Raw genomic sequence first — 16,245 nt, 5'->3', positions numbered from 1 at the left:
GGTCAATCGGCTGTCGGCTGTTGTCAGCGGAGGGTGCCGGGCGCCGGCCCGAGGCGGAATCCCTCGGGCCGGTCCGGCGTCGCTCACTTGAGGCCCAGCATCTTCTGGATTTTCGGGGGGATCGAGATGTACCACGTGCCGTCCGGCCGTCGTTGTTTCCCGAGGAGCCGCTGGGCCTTGACGCTCTCGTGTTCCAGCACCCTTGCCCAGGCGCTCCCTTCAGGGGTGTCCCGGCCGAGCGAGTCGGGATCACCGGGAACCTGGATCATGAAACCGGGGGCCTTCGCGAGCCGGCGCACCAGGTCCAGCACTCCCGTCTCGTTCTCCCACTTCTGCGGGATGTTGAGGTTGGGCTCCGCCTGCGCGTGCCCCTGTGCCGGCGCGGCCGCGGCGGACGAGGAGGCTTCCGCGGGGGCGCTCTCGGTGACGACCGGCGGGGGCTCCGTCGGGACGTAGTCCCGCTGGAGGTCCGCCGTGGTGTCGCGGTGGCGCTTCAGGGCGTTGTCGATCAGGTCGCGGTAGTCGTCCTTGCCGGTGACCGGGTGGACGGGACGCGAGAACGGGTCGTAGTCGACGCCGAAGTTCGCGGCCATGTCCATCACGAAGTGGTAGCGGTGGATGTCGGTGAGGTCGCGACGGTAGTCGGTGTACCAGAGGCTGAGGAGCGAGAAGGCGAGGGCCTTCTTCTCCTCCGGGGTGGCGCCCGCCTCGTGGGCGAGCCTGATCAGCTTGCCGGTGGTGCGCGACGGGCCGAGCGAGACCGGGTAGCCCAGCCGGCCGGCGGTCGCGACGTGCGGGTCCAACTGGTTGGGGGTGGCCGCGGCGCCGCGGAAGGTCCGCTCGACGGGGGTCCGGTCCAGAGGGGGGTTCGGAGGCGGATCGGCCGTGGTGCTCGTCCAGTTGGGATACGTGCGTTCCGACGCGGGGTCCGGGACGTCGCCGAGCACGTAGCCCCTGAACTCGATGTCGGAATCCTGCTGCGCGGCCCTCGCGTCGGGCTCCGTGGTGGGCTTGATCTCCTTGACGGTGACGTGGTGCGCGAGGTCCTTCGGCTCCGCCATGTACATGAGTTCCGCCACGTCGTGGATGGTCGAGATCAGCGTGGAGAACGACTCGGTGTGGGGTGAGCCGAGGATGTCGTTGATCGTCTTCGTGCCGTGCTCGACGAACGGGAGGTACAGGCGCTTGAGGGCGGCGAGGTCCGCGCTGCTGCTCCCGAGGTGCTGGGTGAACTCGGCGTTGCCCGTCGTGTTCGCCGCCAGCCACGGGATCAGCTTCGTCTGCACGAAGTTCGAGTTGGACGCGTGGATGTCGGAGTCCTGGCGGACGGACAGGGCGAGGTCGCGCTCGATCTCGGCCATCGGGAGGGACTTGACCCGGTCGAGGACCGCCGAGGCCGCCTGGTCCTTCGTCTTGTAGACGCGGGAGAGCGCGTCCCGGGATTCCGCGCTCCGGCCTCCACCGTTCGCCGTCGGCATGGACGGCGGTGCGGGGGCCGTGACCCACTCCGTGAGGACCTTGACGATCGAGGGCCGTTGGGCCGGGTCGTACCACCGCCGATGGAGGTCCGGGTGGCCCTCCAGGCCGGCACCGATGTCGTGGTAGCTGCGTTCCGCGTCCTCCTGGACGGTCTTCTCGACCTCCAGGACCTTCGGCGCGTCCCAGCGGGCCAGGTCGTCGGCGTCCATGTGCGGAAGGTCGGTGCGGGTGGCGGTCTCGGGTGCGTCGGGGGCGCCGTGCGGGTGGTCCTTGACGACGGCGGTGTGGTCCACCGTGTCCTCGATGGTCTCCAGGTAGCGGTGGGGCACCTCGGCGGAACTGCTGACGTCGTGGCCCATCAGGCCGTCGCGGTGGACGCCGGGGCCGTCGCCGTTGTGGCGGAACAGGCTGTCGGAGTCCTGGTACTCGTCCTTGAGGCCCAGGTAGTGCAGGACCTCGTGGACGACGCGGGGCATGTGGGTGTCGTCGTGGGCAGGGTCGACGGGCACGTTCCAGGAGCGCTGGTCGAGCGGCACCCGCTGGTCGTTGCGGCCGATGGTGATGGCCTCGGGGTGGTCGTCGCCCGCGACGAGCTTCAGGTCGAGGTGGAACTGGTCGCCGGAGCGCGGGAGTTCGAGGCCGCCGTTGAGGTGGTGGTCGATCGCGCGCTGGATCCGCTCGTGCACGCCGGCCAGCTCGCCGGCCGACATGCCGCTGTGCCCGAGGTTCACCGGCAGCTCGACGGTGTGGTGGCGGACCCAGGTGCCGTTCTCGGCCTGGACGCGGCGCACCACGGAGCGGACCAGGGTCTGCGAACCGGCCAGCGAGTGCGGGGCGTTGCCCTTGAGCGGGTCGCGCGCGGGGTCGAAGCGCTCGGTGTGCACGCGGGTGGTCGGTGCGCCGTCGAGGCGGGAGCGCCAGTCGGGCGAGGCCGGCTGCCGCACCGGGCGGGCGACCGGTTCGGGGGTGGGCTCCGGGACGTGGACCTGCGGGACGACCGGGACGACGACGGAAGCGGGCTGTTCGTGGGTCTCGTGCGGGGTGCCGGGGTCGCTTTCGAGACGCGGGGGCGGCGGCAGTTCGACGCTCACCGCGACGTGGTCGCCGGTGTGATCGGGCGAGCCCGGTTCGAAGTCCTGGTTGCCGCGCGAGCGCGGGATGACGGTGACGTCGTCGCCGTGCAGCACCACCGGGCCGTCGCTCTGGAGGGTCTCCAGCCGGTCCTTCAGCTCGCTGCGCAGGGCGGTGGCGACCGCCTCGGCGCGTTCCTGCCCCAGCTTGAAGGACTTCCCGAAGTGGGGGAGGCCCTGGTCGAGGACGTTCGCGCGTCCCTCTACGGTCACCACCGGCGGGCCGCCGCCGTCGCGGGCGTTGCGCACCCCGAGGTCGGCGACCTGGCGGGCGGTGGAGCTCAGGGCCTGCTGCCGGGGAGCGGTGAGGTCGGCGGAGCCGCCGTCGAAGGCGATCGGGCCGAGGTCGACCCGCACCGGCTCGTGCGGTGCGGCCGGCAGCGGGGGCTCGGGCGGTGCCGTGTGGGGCGGGAGCGGCGGCGGGACGTCGGGGGCCGTGGAGGTGTGCTCGGGGGTTGTGTGGTGGAGGTCGACCGGGCCGGTGGAGACGTGATCGACCGGGGTGTGCTCGACCGTGGTGTGATCGACCGGTGCATGGACGGACTGGGGCTGGTCGACCGGGGCCTGGGCGGTGGGGTTGCTCTCCGTGCGGGTGACGGCCGGCTCGCCGGCGGTTCGCACGGGGGCGGCGGTTCGGCTGTCCGTCGACGTGCTGGTGCTGCTCGTTTCGGTGGTGACCCGGGGGGACTGTGCCGGTGTCTGCGCCGATGTCTGCGCCGGGGCCTGTGCCTGTCCTTCGCCGGGACGGGGCTGGTTGGCCGTTGCCGTGGCCGTGGTGTTGTTGCCGCTCGTGGCGGGGGAGTCGGTGGTGCGCGAGGCGTCGGCGCCGGTCGTCGTCGGCTTGTCGGCGACGGTGGGTCCGGTGATCCCGGTTGTACCGGGCGTACCGGTAGTACCGGGCGTCTCGGCGGGGCGGGTGGCTCCGGCGGTCGTGTCGGTCGGCTTGGTCTCGAAGCCGGGGAGGCCCAACTCCTGGTGGGGCGTCGGGGCCGAGGTTGTGGTTTCGCTGCCGTGGAGGCCGGATCCCGTCGTGCTGCCGGTTTCGCCTCGCGATGCCGTCGTCCGGGCGGGTGACTCGACGGTGGTGTCCGTGGTGCGGGGGCTGGTCCGCTCCTGCGTACCGACGGAGGTTTCGGGCTGCCCGTGGGTGGCCTCGTTCGTCGTGTGGCTCTCGGAGACGGACGGCGTGTTGACGGTGCGCACGTCGGGCGTGCCGACGGAGTGGGTGTCGGTGTGGGTGCCGATGTCCTCCGAGACCGTCACGGGCCGGGTGTCGGGCGTCGTCGTCTCCTTGACCCCGGCGGTGTTGTCGCCCGATCCGGTCCGTATCGGGGCGGGCGCGGTGTCCGTCGGGTGGACGGCAGGTGTGTGCACATCCGGCGTGTGCACGTCCGGCGCGTGGACGTCCGGAGTGTGCACGTCGACCGGGTGGACGTCCGGGAGATGGAGGTCCGGAGCCTTGATCTCCTTGAGGTTGACGGGGTCGATCTTGGTCTTCCCCTCCTCCCCGCCGCGCCCGTGCTTCCCGCCGCCCAGGGCGCCGATCAGGCCGGAGGTGAGGGCCGAGGTGTAGTCGGCGTCTCCGCCGAAGGCGGCGGTCATCGTGGCGGTGGTGATCACACCGGTGGCGCCGCCGACGGCGAGCTTGCCGATCAGCGAGCCGCCGAACTTCGGTGCGAACGCGCCGAGTCCGCCGCCGAGGATGCCCCCGATGGCGCCGCCGATCGCGCCGCCCTCGACGGCCTGGATGGTGCTGTCGGTGTCCCACTTGGTGCGGTCGTGCAGGAGCAGGATCTGGATGCTCTGGATCAGGGCGTCCATCCCGACCATGAACCCGACGCCGGAGATCACCGACACCAGCAGCCGGCGGAGGATCATTTGGACGATCAGGCGCGCGGAGGTGATCGCGGCCGGGATCGCCTCCGGTGCGGCGAACGAGAGGGTGCTCAACTCATACGCGAGCCAGATGAGTTGAGCGAGGACCATGAGTTTGGCGTATTCGACCTGCACCCCGGTGTTGTCGCCCAGGTCACCGATTTGGTTGGCGGCCTCGGCCATCTGCGGCAGGTTGGTCTGCAGCTGCTGGGTGAACGCGTTGAACTGCTCGGCGACCGGGCCGCTGATGCTGTTCCGCACGCCGAGGGTCGCCGGACCGATCTCCTTGGTGATCGAGTCGAGCTGCTGGGCGGTGTCGTACCAGGCGGCGCCCAGCGCCCGCAGCTTGTCCTCGTCGCCCTTGGGCCAGGACTGGCCGACGGCCAGCCGGGCGACCCAGGCGAGCTCCGGGGGCATGTCGATGCTCATCCGTGCACGGGCCTCTCGGGGGCGGGCCGGTGCTCGCCGGCGCCGGTGTTGATCCGGCGGACGGACTCGATGTTGTTGTCCTCCAGGCGTTCGAAGTTGACGGCCATGGTGCGGATGCCCTCGGCGGTGCTGTGGACCACCTGGCCGATGCCGCCGATGCCCTTGTGGATCTCCTGGTGCGGGGCGTCGTACTGCTTGAAGAACTCCTCGCCGGTGGCGTCGTCGCCCCAGCACGGGCCGAGGTCCGACAGCCGGCCCTCCAGCCCGCCGGCGATCCCCTTGAAGCGGGCCGCGAGCTGCTGGACGTAGGGCAGTTGGAGGTGCAGTCCGTCGGTGTCGACCGAGAATGACTCGTTCGCCATCGTCAGTCCTCCGTTCCGCTGCGCCGGGCGCTGCCGCGGGTCGCCGAGGGGCCGCCCGCGGCGAGGTAGTCCCGCACCGAGTCGGGCATCGTCGGGTCCTCGGCGAGCATGGCCGTCGGATCGGCCTTGCCCTGGAGCAGGTCGGCGACCGAGACGCCGGGCGGCAGCCCGAGCGACGTCAGCTCGGCGACCTGCTGGAGTGCCTGGGCGCGGGCCTGCCGGATGGTGGCCAGCAGGAGCTCGGACAGCTCCTTGGGAGCCATCCGGCGGAAGGCGCCGGTGGGGAAGTCGATGGCGGTGACCTCGCCCTGCGCGGTGACGGTCACCTCGACGGTCTGACGGGGGGCCGTGGCGGTCGAGGTGACCTCGTTGATCCTGCGGCGGGTCTCGACGGCCTCCTCGCGCTGCCGGTGGTACAGCGCCAGCAGGTCCTCGATGCCCTGGTCGTACGGTGTGGTGCTCATGCGCCCCTCCTCGGGGGTGTCGTGCGGTCTCGCGGGCCGGCGGGGGCCCGGGGCGTGTCTTCCGGCTCGGGTCGGTGGGCCGGAGGACACGCCCGAGTGGGTCGGGTGCTCCGTCAGCCGAGGGCCGAGAAGCCCTCCTTGGGTGCGCTGCCCCAGGCGTCGCTCTCCTGGACCAGCAGGTCGGCGATGCCGCGGGGAGCCTCCGGTTCGGCCTCCGGCTCCTCGGCCGACTCGTCCTCCATGAGGAGCGGCTCGTCCCCGGCCGCGCCGGCCCCGCACGAGACGGTGGCGGGGTCGAAGGCGAACGCCGACTGCCCCGGTGCGGCGGCGGCCGGTGCCGAGCGGTCCGGCCGCCAGACCGCGAACTGCGGCTCCTCCGGCTCGGGTCGTCCTGCTTCCCCGCTCCAGGTGGCCGTTGCCTCCGTGGTGTAGCCGGGGGCCATGACCTCCTCCTCGTCCTCGGTCGGCACCGTCCAGAGCAGCGGGACGAAGGCCGAGCCGGCCGCCTCCCAGGCTTCGTGCTCCTCGTGCTCGCCGCTCTCGGTCGGCAGCGGCAGGGGCGCGGACAGCGGGTCGGAAGGCGAGGCCGCCGCCGGGGCCACCTCTTCGACCTCTAGCTCGGCCTCAGGCTCGACCACGGCGATCTCGGGTGCCTCCGCCTCCGCCTCCGCCTCCGCCTCCGCCTCCGTCGAGCTCTTCTTCTTCTCCTCGACGGTGGTGGCGGCGACCGCGACAGCGGCGACAGCGGCCGCCGCGACGATGACCGGCGCGACCGGCGCGACCGGGGCTGCGGGCTCCTCCCACTCCGGCACGACGACCGGAGCGGCAGGTGCGACCGGAGCCGTCGGTGCCACCGGCAGCGGCAGCCCGTCCGAGCCGAGGACGGCCTGCTCGGCCGGAGCCTCCTGCCCGGCGATCGCAGCGGGTTCGGCGCCGAGAGGCGCGTCGCCGGAAACGGTGACGGGGCTCCCGCCCGCCGTGGTGAGACCGGGACCGCCCGCGAGCGCACCGGCGGTGATCTCCTCCTCCGCCGCGTCCAGTTCGTCCGCCCACGGCTCGATGTCGCTGTCCAGCAGACCGGAGGCGTCGCTGCGCTCGCCGGGCGCGTTCTGCCCGGCGGCGCCGCCGCCCATGCCGGGCATCATCGGCATCCCCATGCCGGGCGCCTCCGCTGCGCCCGCCGCGCCCCCGGCCGCGCCGAAGCCGGGCAGGACGGTGGCGCCGGGCGCGGCCTGGGCGTCGGGCAGGCCGAGCCCCGGGCCGTCCAGATCGGCGGTCTTGACCGGCGGGAGGTCCAGGGCCGCGCCACCGGCGGCGGTGCCGAGCGGGGAGCCGACCTCCTCGCCGGTGAGGGGGCTGCCGGCCCACGGCTCGCCGTTCGCGTCCAGCAGGCCGGAGGCGTCGCTGCGTTCGCCGGGTGCGTTCTGCCCGGCGGCGCCGCCGCCCATGCCGGGCATCATCGGCATGCCTGCGCCACCCATGCCCGCGCCGCCCATGCCGGCGCCGGGGCCCTCGGACACGAGGCCGGTGCCGCCGGCGGGCGAGAAGGCGCTGGGAAGGCCGGACTCCGTCGTGGTCTGGCCGGGGAAGGCGGTGCCGGTGCCCAGGCCGTCGGTGAGACCGGGGAAGGCGGCCGGGGAGCCGGTGTCGATGCCGCTGCCCAGCCCGTCACCAAGGCCGCTGCCGAGCCCGCCGCCCAGTCCGTGCGAGCCGGTCCCGGAGCCGACGCCGGTGGCGCCGGGGAAGGCCAGCGGCTTGCCGGTGCCGAACGTGCCGTGCGGGGAGGAGAGTTCGCCGGCGCCGCTGCCGGTGCCGGTCTGGCCGGGGAACCGGGCGCCCCGGGCGTTGGTGGTCGTCCCCGGCAGGCCGACCGGCGCGACGCCCGGCAGGTTGCCGAAGTCGCCCACGCCGGTGCTGCCGGGGAAGCGGACCCCGCTGCCGGTGCCCGGGTTGATCGCGTGGTCGAAGGCGAGCGGATCGAGGCCGGCCGTCTCCGGCACGCCGGTGCCAGGCCCGCCCGTGCCGAGCTTGCCGGGGAACGGCAGTCCGGTGGTCGGCAGGCCGCTGACCGGCAGGCCGGTGCCGGGGCCGTTTGTGCCCAGGCCGCCGGGGAAGTGCAGGCCGCCGGTGCCCGGCCCGTCGCTCAGCGCGGAGAAGTTCTTGAGGCCGCCCGCGCCGGGGCCGTGGCCGGTCCCCAGGTCGCCGGGGAAGGGCTGCGGCGCGCCGCTGAACTTCTTCAGGTCGGGCATGTTGAAGCTCTTGGCGGGGCCGAGCTGGTTCGGGCCGCCGTGCTCGAAGTCCTTGAGGTCGGGCAGCTTGGTGTTCGGCGCGTTGGTGTCCGTCAGCTTGGGCTGGTTGACCGGCGGGGTGATCGGGGCCGGCGCGCGGACGGAGTCGATGGTGACCTGGTACTCGCCGGCCAGGCTCTTCAGCACCTTGCGCATGTCGGCGGTCATCATCTTGACCAGCTCGGGCTTCTGGCTGATCGGGATGAGCCCGTTGGACATCGCGGTCACGCCCTGGGCGATGGCCTGGTTGGCGTACCAGGTGTCGATCTGGGAGATCAGGTTCTGGGCGTTGACCAGGTTGACCGCGTTGTCGGCGAGTTGCTGGGGAACGGAGTAGGTGTGGGTCGAACCGCCGGACAGGACGTCGGCGGTGGCCTGCACCTGCTTGGAGAAGGTGGTCAGCATGGTCGTGAAGGCGTCGGCCGCGTCGCCCTTCCACGGGCCGTGCTCGCCGGCGAGGGCCTTGCCCTGGTCGACGAGGCTCTTGGCGACGCCGGCGAGGAGCAGCTGGACCTGGTAGAAGGTGTCGGCCGCGTTCTGCAGCGACTGCGGGTCGGAGACCGACTTGCCGTGGCCGCTGTCGTCGCCGGTGCCGGCGGCCATGCCGTTGATGGCGGCCTCGATCTGCTTCCAGTCCCAGGTCTCGTAGTCGCCCGTCGAGCCGGGGTCGGTGCCGGGCGCGCCGTAGACCGCGCCGTCGTTGCCCTGGTTGAAGCCGTTGCCGTTGTAGTTCGGGTCGCCCATCGCGCCCTCTCCCTCCTGTCGTTCCGCCGTCCGTCGGCCGTTCCGCCCGGTGTGGTGCCCGGTGTGTGGCCCGGTGTCCGGGCCCGGCGGTCCCGCCGGGTCCCCCGCGTGTGGTGCGGGGGACCCGGACGGGGTTCCTGCGCGGGGTCGTCAGGTGTTGCCGTTGCCCGGCTTGCCGCCGCCCCCGCCGCCTCCGCCACCGGCGGCCGGGCTGCCCCCGGCATCGGTGACCAGGCCGCCGAAGTCCGCCGACGAGTTGCCCATGAAGGTCTGCAGCTCGGTCGACGCCATGTGGTTGGCGTCCTCGATGGTCTTGTACTTCGTCGCCAGGTCGATGACGCCCTGGTGCAGGTCGGTGAGACCCTTGGCCAGGTCGTCCAGCACCTTCTCGAACTGCTTCTTCAGCCCGTCGTCCCCGTTGGGGCCGTTGACCGCGATGCGCATCTTGTTCGCGTGGTAGAAGGCGCCCGGCGCGATGTTGACCGCGTCCAGGAGCTTCCGCGCGTCGTTGGTCGGCTGGATGAGCAGCTGGATGTTTTTCGCGAAGGTCTCCATCGAGGCCGTGTCCACGGACGTCCCGCTGTGCTGGCCGTCCGGGGGCGGCACCGGCGGCGCGGTGAACGTGGTGTGCGCCGTCGCCGTCCCGGTGCCCGTGGCGTCGGGGACGCTGGTGCTCCCGTGGTACGGGTCGATCGGGGGCTTCGGCTTCGGCTTGTAGTGGTTCGGGGGGATGTAGCCCGGCATGCCGTCAGCCCCAGAGCTGAACGCCCTGGCGCTCACCGTGGGAGTAGTACTCGTTGATGGTGCCGAGCATCTGCACGGCGGTGGCGGCCTTGGCCGTCATGTCGGCCGCGGCCTGGTCCCACTGCGCCTTGACCTGGGTGTAGGTCGCCTGGGCGTCGCTGGTCCACGCCTGCAGGTTGATCCTGGCCTGGCTGTCCAGCTCGGCCAGGGTCTGGTTGAGCTTCTGGGTGATGGCGTTCATCTCGCCGACGATGTAGTCGACTTGCTCCATCTGGACCGTGTACGTGCTCATGCTGCGTTCTCCTCGACTGGGACGGGGTGCCGGGGCGGTGCGGACCGCCGCCGGCGGTGGAAGGGGGTGGCTCAGACCGGGAAGCCGGGCAGGCCGGTGACGCCGGAGGCCATGGCGGAGGCCACCTGGCCGGCGATCTGCTGGGTGTTCTCGTGGGTGTTGGCGTACACGTTGGTGTTGGCCGCGAGCTTCTCCAGCATCGTGGTCAGCGCCTGGTTGACCTTCTGGAAGTCGGTCAGCCAGTCCTGCATCGCCTGGTGGTAGACCTGCGCGGCCTCGCCGCTCCAGCTGCCGCGCAGGCCGTCGATCTGGCCCTCCATCTGCGCGTACGAGCCGCTGGCCTCGTCCAGGGCGGTCTGGAAGGTGCCCTGGGCGGCCGTCATGCCCTGGATTTCCACGGAGGTCAGTGCCATGGGTACGTCCTTTCATTTCGGGGGTCGCACGGCGCTCGCGCACCGTGCGGGGTCACGGAGCCGGGGTCAGGAGTGCACCAGGGGTGCGGTGCCCGGCGTCCGGGGCTCTTGGGGGACCGGGACGGCCTGCGGCGGCGCGGCCGGCGTCTCGGGTGGGGTGGGCACGGGCGGCAGGTCCTCGACGGCGACGGTGCGCGCGCGGGCCGAGCGGGCCAGCGCGTCGCCCAGCCGGTGCGCCGCGAACGCGCCGCCCTGCGGAGGCTGCGCGGCGTACCGCGCGACCAGCTCGGTGCCCGCCGCCTCGCCCAGCTGGAAGCCGAGCGAGCGCAGGCGGCGGTCGGTGAGCGTCACGAGCTCCTCCGCGCGGTACGCGGCGAGTTCGACGTTCTCGGCGAAGGCCTCCATCAGGTCGGTGTGCTCGCCCAGCACCTCCATGACGTGCGCCGTGCTGCCGCTCAGGGCCAGCACCACGCCCGGCCCCGAGGCGGCCAGCCGGGTCAGCGACGTCAGCACGGCGGTGCGGGCGGCGGGTGCGCGCTCGGCGAAGGCCGGGTCCAGGTCCAGCAGGAGGAGCCCGCCCTCCGCCTCGGCGCAGGCGGCGGCGAACCGGAACCCGGGCTGCTCGGCCCACCGGGCCGGGACGGTGGAGAGCGCCAGCCGGTGGGTCACGCCGGTGGGCAGCAGGCCGAGTTCGGCCAGGCCGCGCCCGTACAGTCCGGCGAGCGCGCGACGGCCGCCGCCGGGCGGGCCCTGGAGGATGATGTTGCCCAGGCCGGCGAGCGGTTCGCCGGCGTCGCGGAGGCGGGCCAGCTGCGTGAGGCGGGAGCGCAGGGTCCGCCGGGCGCCGTCCAGGCCGACGAGGCCGTCGATGCGGCGCAGCGCAGGCGTGTCGAGCGGGAGAGTGCCCTCGCTCACGGGGACCGGCGCGGCGGACGCCGTCGGCGCGGTGGCCCGGGCGGTCGGCTGGGTGGCCGGTTGGACGCCCGCCTGGTCGCCGGGGACGGTGATGACGTCCTCGCTGCTCAGCCGGCTCAGTTCGCTGTCGTCGGTCGGCGGGTGGACGGCCAGCCGGGACGCCTGCCGGCTGATCATCTCCTCGAAGACCTGCCGGGCGACGCGGCCGTTGCCGAACGTGGCGCCCTTCGGCACGTCCTCGAAGTAGCGGTTGAGCGCCTCCAGGGCGCCGGCGTCCAGTTCGTAGAAGTGCTTGGCGCACAGGCCGCGCACGATCGTGACCAGCTCGGCGGGGCTGTAGTTGGGGAACTCGACGGTCCGGGCGAAGCGGGAGGCCATGCCCGGGTTGGAGGCGAGGAACTGGTCCATCTGCGCCGAGTAGCCGGCCACGATGACGACGATCTCGTCGCGGTGGTCCTCCATCAGCTTCATCAGGGTCTCGACGGCCTCCTGCCCGAAGTCCGGTCCGCTGCCCCGGGACTGGTTGGTCAGGGTGTACGCCTCGTCGATGAAGAGGACGCCGCCGAGCGCCTTGGTGAAGACCTCGGAGGTCTTGATCGCGGTGCCGCCGATGATCTGGGCGACCAGGTCGGCGCGGGCGACCTCGACGATGTGGCCCTGGCTGAGGATGCCGAGCTCGGCGAGGACGGCGCCGTACAGCCGGGCGACGGTCGTCTTGCCGGTGCCGGGCGGCCCGGCGAAGACGAGGTGGCGGCTCATCGGCGGCATCGGCAGGCCCATCTCCTGGCGCCGCTGGGCCATCTTGTTGACGTTGATCAGGCCGGTGACCTCGTGCTTGACGCTCTCCAGGCCGACCAGGGCCTCCAGTTCGGCGAGCGGCCCGGTGCCCAGGTGGCGCGGCGAGCCCGCCGGGTCGGCCGGTCCCTGCCCGCCACCCCCGGCCGGCGCGGTGCGCTCGTCGCCGCCGGTGTCGAGGCGCTCGACCGAGACCCGTCCGCCGGACTTGAGCTGGTGGACCGCGGTGCCGCCGTTGTCGCGGATCTCGCAGTCGTGCACGCGCACCGGCTCGTCGGTGTTGCAACGCACGCCGTCACCGGAGTTGTCGAAGACGGCGCAGTTGTCCAGTTCCGCGCGCGAGGACGCCTGGACGTTCAGGCCGTGGCCGCGCGCGCCGCTGATCCGGCAGCCGACGGCCGTCACCGCGCCGCCGCCCGAGACCTTGATGCCGTCGGCGTCCGAACCGGCGAACCCGCTGTCCCGGGCGGTGAGTTCGCAGTCGGGGCCGACGACGGTCCGGCAGCCCTCCACGAGGGTGGCGGTCAGCTCGGCGCGGGCGCCGCCGGTCATCGCCAGGCCGGTGCCCGCGGTGGCGCGCAGGCGCAGACCGGTGAGCGACGCCTGCGCGCGGTCGGCGAGGTCCAAGCCAATGCCGCCAGGTCCGCCGTCCATCGTGAACTCGCCCTGTCGCACCGTCAGTCTGGCCTCGCCGGTGGCCCTGGCGGCCACGCCCGCGCCGGTCACCGTGAGGTCGGCGCAGTCCGCCTCGCCGCCGGCCTCGACCAGCAGGCCCACCGGCGTGCCGGCGATCCGGCAGTGCTCCAGCTGCGCCCGCGAGCCCGCGGCGACCTGCACGCCGCCGCTCGTGGCGCCCTCGACGACGCAGTTGCGCAGGACCGGCGCCGCGCCGCCGCTGACGTGGACGGCCTGGCCGCCCGAGCCGGTGAACGTGCAGTCGGTCAGCAGGGTCTGGACGGCGCTGGTGAGGTAGGCGTCCAGGGCGGCGCTGCCGGTGACGGTGAGTTTGCGCAGGTCCGCGCGGCCGTTCTGCTCGACGGCGATCGCGGGCTTGCCGCTGCCGTCGATGCGGCAGGACTCGACCAGCGCGGTGCCGTGGCCGTTGACGCAGATCCCGTTGCCCCGGGCGCCCCGGACGGAGCACTCGCGCACGGTCAGTCGCCCGTGCTCGGCGACCACGACGGCCGACGAGCCGACGTCGGTGATCTCGCAGCGCTCCACGACGTTGCCGCCGCCGGAGGTCACGACGATCCCGGCGCCCTGCGTGTTGGTCACCGTGCAGTCGCGCAGGCCGAGCACGCCCTCGTGCCAGGCCAGGACCGCCGCCCAGGCCTCGCCCGCGACCTGGCAGCCGTCGAGCGCGGCCTGCCCGCGCCGCACGTCCAGGACCGGCGCCTCGCGGTCCGCGCCGCTCAGGTGCAGGCCGGACAGCTGGACGGCCTCCGCGTCGAGCACCACCGTGCTGCCGGCCGCGGAGTGGATCCGCACGGTGCCGGCCGGGCCCTCGGCGGCCAGCGTCACCGCCTTGGTGACCGTCAGCGCCTCGTCGTAGCGGCCCGGTGCGACGGTGATCAGCGCGCCGTCCACGGCGTCGGCCAGGGCGGCGGCGATGGACCGGTGGGCGCCCGGCCGGTCGCCGGACACCAGGAGGACTTGCCGGGTCACTTCTCTGCTCCCTCGATAGGTGCACGGGTGCCCTGGGCGGCGCGGGCCGACGGCTCGGGCGGGGCGGTGATCAGTCCGGGCGGGGCGGTGAGCGGCGGGCTGCCGGGCCCGGGGCGTCCGTGGGTGGGCAGTTGCTCGGCGGCCTGGGTGAGGCCCTCCAGGGCGATCTCGTCCAGCGGCAGCCGGGGGGCGTCCGGGTCGGTGTCGTCGTCGCCCTCGGACGGCAGCAGCTCGCGCAGCAGCACCGGTTCCGTCGCGGAGCCCGCGCGCAGCACCTTGAAGGCCGTCCCGGGCGGGAAGAGCACGCGGTCGGGGTCGGAGGGGTCGAGCAGGCTCGTCCGGCGCGCGGTCATCGACCAGATCAGGAAGTCGGTGGTGCCGTCGCCCGGCGTCTCGGGCACGGTGATCCGCGCGGTGCAGAACGCCCACTCGGTGGCCGCCCTGCCCTCCTCGTACCAGTCGAGCTCCGGACCGGAGACCGCGGCCCGCAGCAGGGCCACACCCCGGTACGAGGGCAGGCGGTTCAGCCCGGACGCCACGCAGCGGGCCAGCGGCACGTGCGGGCCCGCCGTTCCGGCGCGCACGGCGGCGTCGACGGCGGCGCTGTCGCCGGAGAGGTAGAGGCGCACGGCGACGAGGTCGGTGAGGGCGTCGCCGTCCAGCGCGCGCGAGGAGCTGCGCAGGCCCGGCGACTCGGACATCACCCGGGCCACCGTGCCCGCGACGGCGTGGTACTGGGCGCTGAACTTGCGGCGCACCCAGTCGCGTTCGCGCTCCAGCCCTCGCTCGGGCGGCAGCGCGAGGGCGGCGGCCGACGGGACGGGCTGCACGCGTACGGCGGTCGCGCGGGTGGCGGCCGGGGGGAGCGTCGGCGTGGTGGGTGCGGTGGGCGGGGGCGCCGGGGCGTCGAGGGCAGGGGTGGGCTCGACGGGCGGCGTGCTGGGGGCGCCGGACTCCAGACGGATCCGGGGCATCGCAGGGAGGGGCGCGGGAGCGGGCGTCGGCGGGGCTTCGGCGGGCGGGGCCGTCGGCGCTGCCTCGGGGGCGACGGCAGGGGCGTTCGACGGCTCGATGGACGGCAGCGGCAGCGGCGGCGTGACGGGCGCGACCGGGGGGACGGGCGTCGCGGGCTCGGGTGCGGGGGCAGGCGTGGTCGGTTCGGGGGTGGCGGCAGGGGCGTTCGAGGGCTCGATGGACGGTAGCTGCGGCGTGACGGGCGTGACCGGGGGGACCGGCGTCGCGGGCTCCGGCGGAGCAGACTCCAGCAGGGACGTGAGGACCGGGGGGCTCGTCGGGGCGGGCGCGTGCTCGGGGAGGGCCTCGGACTCCGTCTCCAGCACGGGGACCTTCGGCTCGAACGCCGGAGCCGGCCAGTCGGCGACCGGACCCGGGGAGGACGTCACCAGCGACGTCGGCAGCGGCGGCGGCGCGGAGACGGGCTCCGCCACCGGATCCGGGCCGCTCACCGGCTCTGGGTCCGGCTCGGCGACCGTCCCGGCGGCGGGCGTGGGCGCGCTCACCGTCACTGGGTCCGGCTCGATGACAGCCCCGGCCGCCGGCATCGGCGCGCCCACCGTCACCGGCTCCACATCGACGACCGTCCCAGCTGCCGACGTCGGCGCGCTCACCGGCACCGGGCCGAGCTCAACGACCCCCTCGGCAGCCGCCGCCGACACCGGCGCCGGTGCCTCGACGGACGCGACCGGCGGCTCCACCACCCGCACCGCAGGGGCGTCCGCATCCGCGTTCCACGCCGGCGGCTCCGCCAGGTACCCGGGCGCCGGCGAGTAGACCACCTCACCCTGGAGCACCGGCCCGCCGCCGACGGCCTCGGCGGCCGTCGGCCCCGGCGACAGCACGACGCGCTGGCGCAGCGCGTCCGCCAGCACCTGTCCGAGCGCGCCGCTGCCCTCCGGCAGCGCGACCGGCCCGAAGTGGACGAACCGCACCCCGGTGCGGGCCGAGGGCAGCACGGTGCCCCAGAAGCGGGTCACGTCGGCCAGCGGCACGGCCGGTCCGCCGGGGCTGCCGAGGACGACGGTGAGCGCGTTCGGGTGGCCGGGCAGCGAGGCGATCAGTCGGCGCCGTCCGGCGGCGAGTTCGGCGGGCCGGGCGCTGCGCACCCACACGCCGCCGGGCACGGGTTCGACGACGCCGAGCGGGCTGGTCTGCCAGATGCGGTCGTAGGTGGCGAACTCCCACAGCGGCTTGGGGTAGCGGTGCGAGTCGCGTTCGGCCGCGCGGCCGGGCCGCAGGCGCAGCCAGCCGGTGCCGCTGTCGGCGGGGACGAACAGGCCGCCGCCGGCGGTGGGCAGCGCCTCGCCGTCGGGGGTGAGGACCGTCCGCCGCAGCTGGTCGGCGATCCGCTGGCCGACCGGCGGGCCCTCCACCGAGGGGTGGAAGACCAGCCGGAGGCTGCCGGGGCGGCGGGCGAGCAGGTCGGCGAGTGCCGGCCAGGCGGTGTCGAGGTCGGCGGGCAGCAGGTCCACCACGACCAGCGTGTGCTCGGGGTCGGGCGTGAGCGCTCCGGCGAAGGCCAGCGCGCTGGGCTCCGGCGGCCCCTTGGGGTGGACCAGCAGGGCGTGCCCGGCGGTCCGGATGCGCAGGGCGGCGCCGGCGGCGCGGGCGGGCTTCATCGCGAGGCGCACGG

Annotated in this window: 9 protein-coding genes; all 9 read right to left on the bottom strand. The window is 74.0% G+C overall.

What is annotated here, in order from left to right:
• Positions 1-83 precede the first annotated feature (83 nt).
• The 9 genes from ACFVU9_RS19495 to ACFVU9_RS19455 all read right to left on the bottom strand — a co-directional run bounded on the left by ACFVU9_RS19495 (position 84) and on the right by ACFVU9_RS19455 (position 16,243).
• On the bottom strand, positions 84-4,913 hold the full coding sequence (locus ACFVU9_RS19495; RefSeq protein WP_387594718.1) for a hypothetical protein: 4,830 nt from the start codon (positions 4,911-4,913) through the stop codon (positions 84-86).
• Positions 4,910-5,275: a WXG100 family type VII secretion target gene (locus ACFVU9_RS19490; RefSeq protein WP_380444688.1), complete on the bottom strand. Its 366-nt coding sequence runs from the start codon at positions 5,273-5,275 to the stop codon at positions 4,910-4,912. Before ACFVU9_RS19490 ends, ACFVU9_RS19495 begins: the two co-directional genes overlap by 4 nt.
• A gap of 2 nt (positions 5,276-5,277) precedes the next feature.
• A complete protein-coding gene (locus tag ACFVU9_RS19485) occupies positions 5,278-5,739 on the bottom strand; it encodes a YbaB/EbfC family nucleoid-associated protein (protein WP_380444690.1) in 462 nt (153 codons plus the stop codon).
• A gap of 113 nt (positions 5,740-5,852) precedes the next feature.
• Complete coding sequence (locus tag ACFVU9_RS19480; RefSeq protein ID WP_387594714.1) at positions 5,853-8,771, bottom strand: hypothetical protein; 2,919 nt, start codon at positions 8,769-8,771, stop codon at positions 5,853-5,855.
• Positions 8,772-8,921: 150 nt separating this feature from the next.
• Positions 8,922-9,515 (bottom strand): hypothetical protein, encoded by a 594-nt coding sequence (locus tag ACFVU9_RS19475; protein ID WP_387594711.1) that lies wholly within the window; start codon positions 9,513-9,515, stop codon positions 8,922-8,924.
• Between the two features lie 4 nt (positions 9,516-9,519).
• Positions 9,520-9,807 (bottom strand): WXG100 family type VII secretion target, encoded by a 288-nt coding sequence (locus ACFVU9_RS19470; RefSeq protein ID WP_380444695.1) that lies wholly within the window; start codon positions 9,805-9,807, stop codon positions 9,520-9,522.
• 71 nt (positions 9,808-9,878) lie between these two features.
• The gene (locus ACFVU9_RS19465; protein ID WP_380444696.1) at positions 9,879-10,220 is read right to left on the bottom strand and encodes a WXG100 family type VII secretion target; all 342 of its coding nucleotides are present in this window, start codon (positions 10,218-10,220) and stop codon (positions 9,879-9,881) included.
• A 66-nt stretch (positions 10,221-10,286) separates the two neighbouring features.
• Entirely contained in the window at positions 10,287-13,595 is a 3,309-nt protein-coding gene (locus ACFVU9_RS19460) for a right-handed parallel beta-helix repeat-containing protein (protein WP_387594707.1), read from the bottom strand.
• Positions 13,592-16,243 carry a hypothetical protein gene (locus ACFVU9_RS19455; RefSeq protein ID WP_387594704.1) on the bottom strand — a complete coding sequence of 884 codons (2,652 nt, stop codon included), beginning with the start codon at positions 16,241-16,243 and terminating at the stop codon, positions 13,592-13,594. Before ACFVU9_RS19455 ends, ACFVU9_RS19460 begins: the two co-directional genes overlap by 4 nt.
• Positions 16,244-16,245: the final 2 nt, after the last annotated feature.

This window comes from Kitasatospora sp. NPDC057936 (genome assembly GCF_042887525.1).
In the GTDB taxonomy this organism is placed as follows: domain Bacteria; phylum Actinomycetota; class Actinomycetes; order Streptomycetales; family Streptomycetaceae; genus Kitasatospora.
The sequence above is the reverse complement of the archived record's forward strand: the minus strand, read 5'-3'. Positions and strand labels throughout refer to the sequence as shown.

Excerpts from the sequence above, each read along its gene's own strand:
- ACFVU9_RS19470 (WP_380444695.1), bottom strand. The coding sequence starts at position 9,807 with ATGAGCACGTACACGGTCCAGATGGAGCAAGTCGACTACATCGTCGGC.
- ACFVU9_RS19495 (WP_387594718.1), bottom strand. The coding sequence starts at position 4,913 with ATGAGCATCGACATGCCCCCGGAGCTCGCCTGGGTCGCCCGGCTGGCC.
- ACFVU9_RS19490 (WP_380444688.1), bottom strand. The coding sequence starts at position 5,275 with ATGGCGAACGAGTCATTCTCGGTCGACACCGACGGACTGCACCTCCAA.
- ACFVU9_RS19480 (WP_387594714.1), bottom strand. The coding sequence starts at position 8,771 with ATGGGCGACCCGAACTACAACGGCAACGGCTTCAACCAGGGCAACGAC.
- ACFVU9_RS19485 (WP_380444690.1), bottom strand. The coding sequence starts at position 5,739 with ATGAGCACCACACCGTACGACCAGGGCATCGAGGACCTGCTGGCGCTG.
- ACFVU9_RS19475 (WP_387594711.1), bottom strand. The coding sequence starts at position 9,515 with ATGCCGGGCTACATCCCCCCGAACCACTACAAGCCGAAGCCGAAGCCC.
- ACFVU9_RS19465 (WP_380444696.1), bottom strand. The coding sequence starts at position 10,220 with ATGGCACTGACCTCCGTGGAAATCCAGGGCATGACGGCCGCCCAGGGC.